The 4,756-nt window shown below is 73.1% G+C and carries 6 protein-coding genes; 2 read left to right on the top strand and 4 right to left on the bottom strand.

The annotated features are described in order from the left end of the window. Positions 1 to 28: 28 nt before the first annotated feature. Together ITI46_RS33250 and ITI46_RS33245 are read right to left on the bottom strand one after the other, a co-directional pair. The gene (locus ITI46_RS33250) at positions 29 to 1,042 is read right to left on the bottom strand and encodes a LacI family DNA-binding transcriptional regulator (protein ID WP_209243673.1); all 1,014 of its coding nucleotides are present in this window, start codon (positions 1,040 to 1,042) and stop codon (positions 29 to 31) included. A gap of 635 nt (positions 1,043 to 1,677) precedes the next feature. Beyond that, entirely contained in the window at positions 1,678 to 2,097 is a 420-nt protein-coding gene (locus ITI46_RS33245; RefSeq protein WP_209243672.1) for a DUF2267 domain-containing protein, read from the bottom strand. A gap of 251 nt (positions 2,098 to 2,348) precedes the next feature. Here ITI46_RS33245 and ITI46_RS33240 point away from each other — a divergent pair, with 251 nt between their 5' ends. After that, complete coding sequence (locus ITI46_RS33240) at positions 2,349 to 3,176, top strand: SDR family oxidoreductase (protein ID WP_209243671.1); 828 nt, start codon at positions 2,349 to 2,351, stop codon at positions 3,174 to 3,176. Positions 3,177 to 3,298: 122 nt separating this feature from the next. Here the strand turns inward: ITI46_RS33240 and ITI46_RS33235 are convergent, their stop codons facing one another. Both ITI46_RS33235 and ITI46_RS33230 read right to left on the bottom strand, forming a co-directional pair. Next, positions 3,299 to 3,853: a sugar O-acetyltransferase gene (locus ITI46_RS33235; RefSeq protein ID WP_209243670.1), complete on the bottom strand. Its 555-nt coding sequence runs from the start codon at positions 3,851 to 3,853 to the stop codon at positions 3,299 to 3,301. 153 nt (positions 3,854 to 4,006) lie between these two features. Continuing rightward, positions 4,007 to 4,210, bottom strand: a complete 204-nt coding sequence (locus ITI46_RS33230; protein WP_209243669.1) for a hypothetical protein — start codon at positions 4,208 to 4,210, stop codon at positions 4,007 to 4,009. Positions 4,211 to 4,415: 205 nt separating this feature from the next. Between ITI46_RS33230 and ITI46_RS33225 the strand changes: the two genes are divergently transcribed. Further along, positions 4,416 to 4,756 (top strand): cytochrome c oxidase assembly protein (locus ITI46_RS33225; RefSeq protein ID WP_247746979.1); only part of this gene is annotated, 341 nt, incomplete at its 3' end.

The following is a 4,756-nucleotide window of genomic DNA, read 5'->3' as shown; positions in this document are numbered from 1 at the left end:
GGTCAGGACGGGGCTGTGCGGTCGGCGGTCATGAGGCGGGCCCGCGCGGCGCGGAGCTGACCCGCTGGGTCAGCCGAGGGGGCAGCAGCGTCGCGTCCGGCACGGACTGGCCGTTCAACTTGGCCATCAGCAGCTCGACGGCCCGCTCCCCCACCTCCTCAGCGGGGATGGCCACCGACGTGACCGGCACGGCGGCGCTCTCCGCCAGCTCGTCCGGGCACACGGCGACCACCGAGAGGTCCTGCGGGATGCGCATCCCCGCCTGCTGGAACGCCTCCAGCAGCAGGGGCAGCGCGGGCTCGTTGTGCACGACGACACCGGTCAGTCCGGGATGGTCGCGCAGCAGCCGCTCGACGGTCTCCTGTACTGCGGCCCTGGTGGGCTCGCATGGCAGCACCGTCGAGCTGATGCCGCAGCGGTGGGCGGCTGCGGTGAAGCCCGCGGCCGTTCGCTGCGCGAAACCGGTGCCCCGCGCGTACACCTCGGGCGGGGAGCCCAGCAGCGCCACGCACCGGTGCCCGAGCCGGGCCAGGTGTCCTACGCAGCTCTCGCCGGTCGCGGTGAAGTCCAGGTCGATGCAGGTCAGCCCGTCGGCCTCGGCCGGGAAGCCGATGAGGACCGAGGGCAGCGGCAGCGAGCGGAGCAACGGGGTGCGGGCGTCGCGCAGTTGGACGTCCATCACGATCAGCGCGTCCACGAGCGCGCTGTCCGCCACCCGCCGCAGCCCGTCCTCGCCCTCCTCCTGGGTGAGCAGCAGGACATCGTGGTCGTGACGGCGCGCGGTGGTCACCACCGCGCCGGCGAACTGCATCTGCACCGGCACATGGACGCCGCTGCGCAGCGGCATCACCAGGGCCAGCACGTTGGAGCGGCTGCTGGCCAGCGCCCGGGCCCCGGCGTGCGGCCGGTAGCCGAGTTCGCGGATGCTCTCCTCGACGCGCCGCTGCGTGGCGGCCGAGATGGGGCGCTTGCCGCTCAGTACGTAGGAGACGGTGCTGGGCGAGACACCGGCGCGCCGGGCAACGTCCGTGATCTTGACCAACGCCCCCTCCTCACTGTTGCCGCGAGATTGTCGAATCGTTTCGACGGGGTGCGTCGGAGCGATTCGGCGCGGAACAGTAAGGAGGGGGCAGGGGCGTGTCAACGGTTGTGACGGAAGTACTGAGCCTCGGGCACGCGGGGCGCCGGTGCTCGGTCACCGGGGCCGGGGGTCAGGGCCGCGGTTTGGTCTCGTAGTGCGACAGTGCGGGTTCCTCTGTGCGCCCTGCAGTTCGGGCGCGAGGTGATGGGCCGCCACCAGGTCGTGCACCAGGGGGCGGATCCGCTCCTGCGGCATATGGGCTTCCCGTGAGATGTCGTCCAGGCTCACGGTCTCACCGCCGTGCTGCTGCTCGGCGGCGGCCAGGGCGCTGAAGACCTGCTCGTGCTCCGCCGAGTAGTCGGGGCGGCCCCGCCCCTCGTAGGGGCTGCGGGATTCGGCGGGCTCTCGGTGTCCTCCTCGGAGGACCCGCCCGCGCGGTGGGTGCGCTGTTCCGAAGCGCCTGTGGTCGCGTAGCGGGCGCTGACGGGCTCGCCGGCGCGGTGCGCCATGTCCGATCGCTGCCTTCGCGCGACGGTTCCGGACGGGACGGGCGTTCGGCCGAGGCCGGTCGGCCGGTGCCGGTCAACTGGTGCCGGTCAGCTGGTGCCGGCCGTGCCTGTGCTGCCGGAGAAGAGAACAGAGGCGAGCTCGTCGTCCAGGGACTCCCTGATGTGCTCGGTCAGCGCACCCTGGGTCGCCTCCCCCAGGAGCTCGACCACGGTGCGGGCCTCGTGGACGGCCTTCGGCGGGTCGGCTCCGGCGCGCTGCGCCACCCGGTCGAAGAACTCCTTGCGGGTCATCCGGACCCCGGTCTGCGGGACGTCCGGCGCGTACTCCACGCGGCGCAGATGTTCTCCCAGCTCGGTCGGCAGCTGCGCGGCCAGGTGGTCCGCCAGCGGAGCCGGGATGCGTTCGGCCAGCGTCTCCAGGGTGGCGCGCGTACCCCGCTCGGCCGCGCCCCGGCTGGAGAGGTGGGCCCGCGCCTGCATCTGGCCGATGAACTCGTCGTGTTGCATGGTGCTTCTCCTCACTAGAGCCGCTGGAGCAGTGCCAACACGGGGCCCCTTCCAGCATGCGCGCCGCTCGTGCGGGTCGCACATTCGGGCGAGCCGCGCTTGCCGGTCGGGCCTACCCGCTCGCCCGGCGTACCCCTCAGCCCCCGGTTTACGCACCCGCCTCAGCGGTCACCCGGCAGCGCGGTCGGCACCCGTCCATCACCCGTCCATCACTCGCCCGTCGGTCGTCCGTGGAGGTCAAGGAGGTCGAGGTGGCCACTCAGAGCGGCGGAAGCTCCACCCGGAGCGGCGGAAGCCGGGCCGCGGTCATCACCGGGTCGGACTCGGGCATCGGCCGGGCGACGGCTGTCCGGCTGGCCCAGGACGGCCTGGACATCGGCGTCACCTGGCACACCGACCGGGACGGAGCCGAGGAGACCGCCACGCTGGTACGGGAGGCCGGGCGGCGCGCCGCGGTCCGGCACCTGGATCTGACGCGGCTGCCGGAGGCCGCCGACGTGGTGGACGAACTCGCCGACGAGCTGGGGCGCGTCGACGTGCTCGTCAACAACGCCGGCACCGGCACCCGCACCCCCTTCCTCGACCTGGACCATCGCACCGTCCGGGACGTACTCGACATCGATCTGCTGGGCCCGTTCCTGTGCTCCCAGCGCGCGGCGCGCCGGATGATCGCGCAGGGCGACGGCGGCACCGTCGTGAACGTCACCAGCGTGCACGAGCACCAGCCGCGGGTCGGCGCCGCGCCCTACTGCGCGGCCAAGGGCGGCCTCGGGCTGCTCACTCAGGTCATGGCGCTGGAGCTGGCCGAGCACGGCATCCGCGTCAACGCCGTGGCCCCCGGCGAGATCGCCACCCCCATGACGGGCCAGGAGGACGAGGACGTACGCACCGCGCCCCGCCCCGGCATACCGCTGCGGCGGCCCGGCGACGCGCGGGAGGTCGCCTCCGTCATCGCCTTTCTCGCCGGTGACGACTCCACGTACGTCAACGGCGCCTCCTGGGCCGTTGACGGAGGGATGCTGCGGATGGGGCCACAGGCTGGTTCCCATCTGCGGGACGATTCTTGGCGCCGGGTCTAGAAAGCCGTACCCGGCATGGGGCTGCGCCCCGTAAGGGGCGCGGGGAACTGCGCGAGCAACCACGACGTACGGGCAGCCTGCGACGGACCGCAGGGGGCACACCCGAGCGGCAACCCGGCGCACTACAGCTCGCGCACCACCCGTGCGGGGTTGCCCACGGCCAGTACGCCGGCCGGCAGATCCTTGGTGACAACCGCCCCCGCTCCCACGACGGTATCGGCACCGATGGTCACCCCAGGGCAGACGATCACGCCGCCGCCGAGCCACACGTTGTCGCCGATGGTGACGGGCACGCCCTTCTCCCAGCCCGCACGCCGCCGTTCGGCGTCCATCTCGTGCGTGGGCGTGAGCAACTGCACGTTCGGGCCGATCTGTACGTCGCGGCCGATGGTGATGGGCGCCGCGTCCAGGAAGACGGCGCCGAAATTGATGAACGTACCGGCACCGATCGAGATGTACGTACCGAAGTCGCAGCGAAAGGGCGGGCGGATACGGACGTCCTCCCCCAGCTCCCCGATCAACTGCTCCAGTATCTTGCGCCGTTCGGCGGGCGGCGCCGTCTCGGCCGCGTTGAAGGCCGCGCACAGCTCGGCCCGTCGCACGGTGTCCGCCAAGAGTTCGTCGTCATCCGGGAGATACCACTCGCCCGCCAGCATGCGCTGCTTGTTCTCGCCCATGGGGACACTCTCGCAGCGCGGATGCCTCACACCGCGGCCGGGTCCGGACGTTCGACGCGGCCGAAGCGCGGCCGAAGCGGGGACAGCGCGCGCTGAGCAGCGCGGGCCGAGGCGGGCCCCTGCTCCATCCCCCGGGCCCGCCCTCAGCAGCCCTCAGCTCTCGGACCGGGGGCGCTCTCCCTTCGGGCCCCGGCCGCGTTCCGTCCGCGGGCCGGTGGGGCGCCAGTCGGGGTCGCGTTCCATCTCGCGCTTGGCCTCTTCGTTGGCCTCCTGCGCATCTGCCGCGCCGCTCTTCTCCAGGTCCTTGCGACGCCGCGCGCGGTGCTTGTCGTAGCTCTTGCTGCCGGGCTCCGGCACTGCGCTCACCTCACTCGCATCGATGCCGCCCGCCGGCACCGGCGGGCAGCCAGTGATCGTTCGCGCCCCGCGGGGTTCCCGGCGGGCCCAGGGGAAAACGCCGGGCCGGCCGGCCGAAAGCCGGACCGACCCTGGCCCGCGCGGGAAACCGGCGCCATGGCGTGCCGGAGGGGCGCGGACGGCGAACGAGGAGCGGAGCACAGCCATGGCCACGACGGGCGGGGCCCGCACCGGACCGGCTCCGGTGAGCCTGCGACTGCCGGGAATCGTGCTGGGGGTGGGCCGTTGCTGCTGCGAACGCTACCCACAGTCGCTGCTGAACACGGGCTCTCTCGCGGTGCTCTACTGCACGCCGGTGTACGCACTCGCGGCGGCGTACCCCGCGGGGCACTGGCTGCTGCGCGCCCACTTCCTGGCGGCCGGCTGCCTGTTCGCCTGGGTGGTGGCGGGGCCCGATCCGGCGCCGGCCCGGCCGGGGGTACCGGCCAGGCTGGTGCTGCTGGGGGCGGCCATCGCCGGACACGCGATCCGGGGCGGTACCGGGGG

The sequence above is a fragment of the Streptomyces oryzae genome (genome assembly GCF_017676365.1).
GTDB classification, from domain to species: Bacteria; Actinomycetota; Actinomycetes; order Streptomycetales; family Streptomycetaceae; genus Streptomyces; species Streptomyces oryzae.
Note: the sequence above shows the minus strand (reverse complement) of the source record. Positions and strands in the feature narration are given on the sequence as shown.

Coding starts and splice junctions, on each gene's coding strand:
- ITI46_RS33235 (WP_209243670.1), bottom strand. CDS start 3,853: ATGGGCGAGAACAAGCAGCGCATGCTGGCGGGCGAGTGGTATCTCCCG.
- ITI46_RS33245 (WP_209243672.1), bottom strand. CDS start 2,097: ATGCAACACGACGAGTTCATCGGCCAGATGCAGGCGCGGGCCCACCTC.